Consider the following 4,723-nt stretch of genomic DNA (forward strand, 5'->3'; position numbering starts at 1 on the left):
CAACATTGGATGTATTTAAATCGAAAAAGACCTTATTACAGTAATCCTCAACATCGCTGAACCTCAACATTGGATGTATTTAAATAAGGAAATCATCTCTGTGATTATAAGAATAGTCAATAGCTGAACCTCAACATTGGATGTATTTAAATTAAATCCTAGAATGGTTTACCTCATCAATGATGTTAGCTGAACCTCAACATTGGATGTATTTAAATGTTGCTTCATTTAGAATATTAAACCCAAAGCTACATGCTGAACCTCAACATTGGATGTATTTAAATCTATTTCTTGTAACATTGGCCATGATACTCATTATCGCTGAACCTCAACATTGGATGTATTTAAATTGGACTATGGGGCAGGATCAGAATAAATACCAAAGACGCTGAACCTCAACATTGGATGTATTTAAATAGGAGATAGATCTTCATGAAGTGAGTGTGTGCACGCTGAACCTCAACATTGGATGTATTTAAATCCTGGCAACAAAGGGGTGCCAGACAGGATGGTGCTGGCTGAACCTCAACATTGGATGTATTTAAATAATACCTTTGCTACTCTGCAAGCAAAAGCATTAACTAGCTGAACCTCAACATTGGATGTATTTAAATGGTACAGCTTCGAAGTGGATTAAAAGTGGTTTGAGCGCTGAACCTCAACATTGGATGTATTTAAATTCTCCTCGTTCATCGGTGACGTCCTCAGGTGTGAGCTTAACCTCAACATTGGATGTATTTAAATAGAGTTGAATAAATTAATGAATCTTATTAACTGTGGGCTTAACCTCAACATTGGATGTATTTAAATTACTTTACCTTCTCATTGGTTTGCTCATGGATGGCGCTTAACCTCAACATTGGATGTATTTAAATTGATTACGTCCATTCCAATAATCTAAATTTTGATTAGCTTAACCTCAACATTGGATGTATTTAAATCTTTTTATTTAGATAGGGTTTTACCGATGGAGGAGCTGAACCTCAACATTGGATGTATTTAAATAAGCAAGCTCATAAGAGGTTAGATAAACTAGAGGAGGCTGAACCTCAACATTGGATGTATTTAAATTCTACCCATGCTAAGACAGGCTTTCTTTTATCTTGCTGAACCTCAACATTGGATGTATTTAAATATCTTATGATATGAATATACCACCAATAATTGATGTAGCTGAACCTCAACATTGGATGTATTTAAATGAAAAGGCAGATGCTAATTGGTATCTAAATTGGTGCTGAACCTCAACATTGGATGTATTTAAATTTGGTTGTTGGTTTGTCATTTCCCCGATTAATTCCTGCTGAACCTCAACATTGGATGTATTTAAATAGAGGCAGAGGCTAGAAAAGACCAGATGCAAAGAAAAGCTGAACATCAACACTAGATGTAATCAATCTTAAAATGCAGATTTAGCTGTCTTTTTTCCTTAAATTACCCATCGTTTGTCTTTATACTTCATTATCAACCCTCAAAAATGCTATAATAAAACCATAGTACTTTTAGGAGCTGATTAAATGGATAGATATGATGAATTTTATGTAGAACATAGAGATAAAATCCTCAGACACCTAAGTAAGATGGAGAAACGACTTTTAGTTCAGTATAATCCACAGGCAACCTATTCAGATTTATTAAATAGGCTTAATAAATCTGAGCTGGATGAGATTAGAAAGGCACTAGGGATAGTTGGAGCTAGCACCTTGAAGAAGCAGGATTTGATAGAAATTTTAGAGCATGAGATACCCTATGGGGTGGGGGCTTTACTGGTAAACATAACTGATGAGGACCTTAAGCTTCTGAAAAAATTGATGGTAAAGGGTGAACTGTTTTTACAACTTAATGAGGTTATTGATACTTTTTGGCTATTTACTAAAGGTTTGGTTTTTTCCGAAGTTATTGAAGGCGGGAAATTAAGAGCCTTTATCCCTAGGGGGCTTATAGAACCAATCAGTAATGAAATAAATAGTACAAGCTATGCAAAGGATAGAAAAGAAATTAAAAAATTGATAGAAATCATTAATGGAGTAATGATTTATTATGGAGCTCTTACAGTAAACAATCTTTATAATATCGTTGGCAGAGTAATTAAGAAGCCACTAGATTATGAAATTGTAGCAAAAGCCCTTACATGGGAAAAAGATGAAAGGTCTTTATTTAAGGTAGTTTACCAATATGTTTCCCACTGTGATGCTGAAAACCCTGAAAAAATTTTTTTAGAGCATTATAAAAGGGAGATACCTTATTATCCTATAACTCTAAAGGATATAAAGGAGGCTGCCGCATTAGGGCATATTCCTTACAATGTATATGATTTAAACTTGTTAAACTACTTATATAACTTCTTTGAAATTGACAAGGAAGAGTTAGATCTCCTCTTCTTTGAAGGTAAGCTACTTATAAATAATAGTGATAGACCCAATGATATTATTAGTTATTTTATTGAGCAATTTCATTTTAACAATATAGAAGAGACCCAACAAGCAGCTGACTTAGTAGTTGAAATGTACAACAATTCAAAACAGTGGGTTCTTAAGGGCCATTCTCCTGCAGATTTGAGACCTAACCCTCTACAGAGTGTTTCAAATAAAAAGCCTATAAAAGATGAATCAAATAAAGTAATTAAAATAAGCAGAAATCAACCCTGTCCTTGCGGTAGTGGATTGAAGTATAAAAGATGCTGTGGGAAAAGCGAATAGAATATCAAAAGCAGGGTAAAACCCTGCTTTTGTATTGGTATTTTTACAATGGCCAAAATAAAAGAATCAAGGGGGTTCCTAAAATCAGGATTAATAATGATAATGGTAGTCCCAGTCGCCAATAGTCACCAAAGTGATAGCCACCCGGTCCCATAATTAGTGTGTTGGATTGATGACCAATTGGGGTTAAAAAGGCACTGGAGGAGGAGACTGCCACCGCCATAAGGAGGGGATCCACAGAAACCCCCATTCCCGATGCCATACTAATAGCTATAGGGGCCATTAAAACAGCTGCAGCAGCATTATTAATAACATTAGTTAATAACATCGTGACCAGCATTAAGAAGACTATTAACATAGATGGGGGGAGAAGGCCTGAGACCTTCAGTAGTAGGCTGGCTATTGTTTCGGCACCGCCTGTGGTTTCTAATGCCCCTCCCAAGGGAAGCATGGATCCAAGGAGAATAATAATTGGCCAATCAATAGACTCATATATTTCCTTTGGAGATATAATCCCAAACAAAACCATAGCGATGCCTGCTGTAACAAAGCTAATTTCCACTGAAATGAAGTTTAAGGTTGTCGCGATTACCGCAAGTGCAAATATTCCAACTGAAATAAGGATGTTTTTTTTGTTAATTAAGTTACCAAAGTCAAAGGCCCTTTCAGCCAAGGGTAGTGTTCTCAACTCTGCCAATGTTCCCTGAAGGTTTCTGGCTTGAAGCTGAATTAGAATAATGTCACCAGCCCTAAAGCTAACATCACCTAAACGATCATGGATCCTTGCCCCTTGTCTGGATACTGCAACAAGATTGACTCCATATCTCCATCGCAAATTTATCATTTTAGCGGTTTTTCCAACCATAGGGGAATCATCCCTAATTACAGCCTCCAATAAGGTATAATCCTGAGATTTTAATAGGTCGGTACTGATCCCTTTATTAATCTTTACCCCAGCAAATATAAAGCCTGTAGCCTCCATAAGCTTTTTTAATTCCCCGGTATCGGTCTTAATAATTAATATATCCTCTGCCTTTAACATCTCAAAGCTGGAGGGAGCTAGAATTTTTACTTTATTCCTTACAATCCCCAAGATATTTAAACCAAGGGGCAACTCCATACCCATATCCCGAATGGTTTTTCCAATCATTTTGCTATTGCTAGGGACACATACCTCTGTTAAGTATTCTTCAACCTTAAAGAGGTCTTTTGGTGGGTTTTTTGACTTTCTTTGGGGAATCAGCTTCCAGCCTATTAAAGCGATATATAGAATACCAATAATGGTTAAGCCTATACCCACAGGAGCAAAATCCCAAAGATTGAAGGCAGGCAAACCAGCCTCAGCTCTAAAGGTGGAAATAATTAGATTTGGAGGAGTTCCAATAACCGTTATGAGACCACCTAATAATGACGAAAAAGCAATGGGCATAAGCAGTACCGAGGTGGGATGGTTATTTTTGTTGGCGATTTTTATTGCAATGGGCATAACTAAGGCTAGGGCACCGATATTATTCATAAAACTGGATAGAACAGCAGTCAGAAGCATTAAACTAGCAATTTGTGCGGCCATACCCTTACCTGTAGGGTCTATCCAACTTGTTAATACATCTACTGCTCCAACCTTTAATAATCCCTTACTAACCACCAACACAGCAGCAACAGTGATAACAGCAGGATGACTAAAGCCTAAAAAAGCATCGTTGGGAGAAATAATACCCGTTAGGGTTATAATTAACAAAGCTAAAATCGCTACCACATCATAGCGCAGCTTACCATTTATAAAAAGTACTAATGTAAATACTATTGTAGAAAATACAATGAATTGTTCCATCATAGAAAGCGCTCCTTTAAAAAGGTTTAATGTAAGATAATCAATATCATACCCAGTTAACAGCTAAACAAGCCTTTGTTATAATATTATAATATTTTTGTCACTTTAGTAGAATATAAAAAAGTACTTTTCGAAAAATATTGAATTATATGGGTAGATATTAGATAATTCATATAACTTGAGTTTTACACCT

2 protein-coding genes and 1 CRISPR repeat array are annotated in these 4,723 nt (G+C 36.0%); of the genes, one reads left to right on the top strand and one right to left on the bottom strand.

Features of this window, described 5'->3' with window-relative positions:
• The first annotated feature begins 55 nt into the window (after positions 1–55).
• A CRISPR array of direct repeats spans positions 56–1,332; the repeat unit is 30 nt; unit sequence GCTGAACCTCAACATTGGATGTATTTAAAT.
• Between the two features lie 185 nt (positions 1,333–1,517).
• Complete coding sequence (locus F8153_RS13525) at positions 1,518–2,699, top strand: SEC-C metal-binding domain-containing protein (protein ID WP_151866892.1); 1,182 nt, start codon at positions 1,518–1,520, stop codon at positions 2,697–2,699.
• Between the two features lie 43 nt (positions 2,700–2,742).
• Here the strand turns inward: F8153_RS13525 and F8153_RS13530 are convergent, their stop codons facing one another.
• Complete coding sequence (locus tag F8153_RS13530; RefSeq protein ID WP_192929823.1) at positions 2,743–4,533, bottom strand: SLC13 family permease; 1,791 nt, start codon at positions 4,531–4,533, stop codon at positions 2,743–2,745.
• Positions 4,534–4,723 lie beyond the last annotated feature (190 nt).

It is taken from the genome of Alkaliphilus serpentinus (assembly GCF_009017255.1).
GTDB lineage: Bacteria > Bacillota > Clostridia > Peptostreptococcales > Natronincolaceae > Alkaliphilus_D > Alkaliphilus_D serpentinus.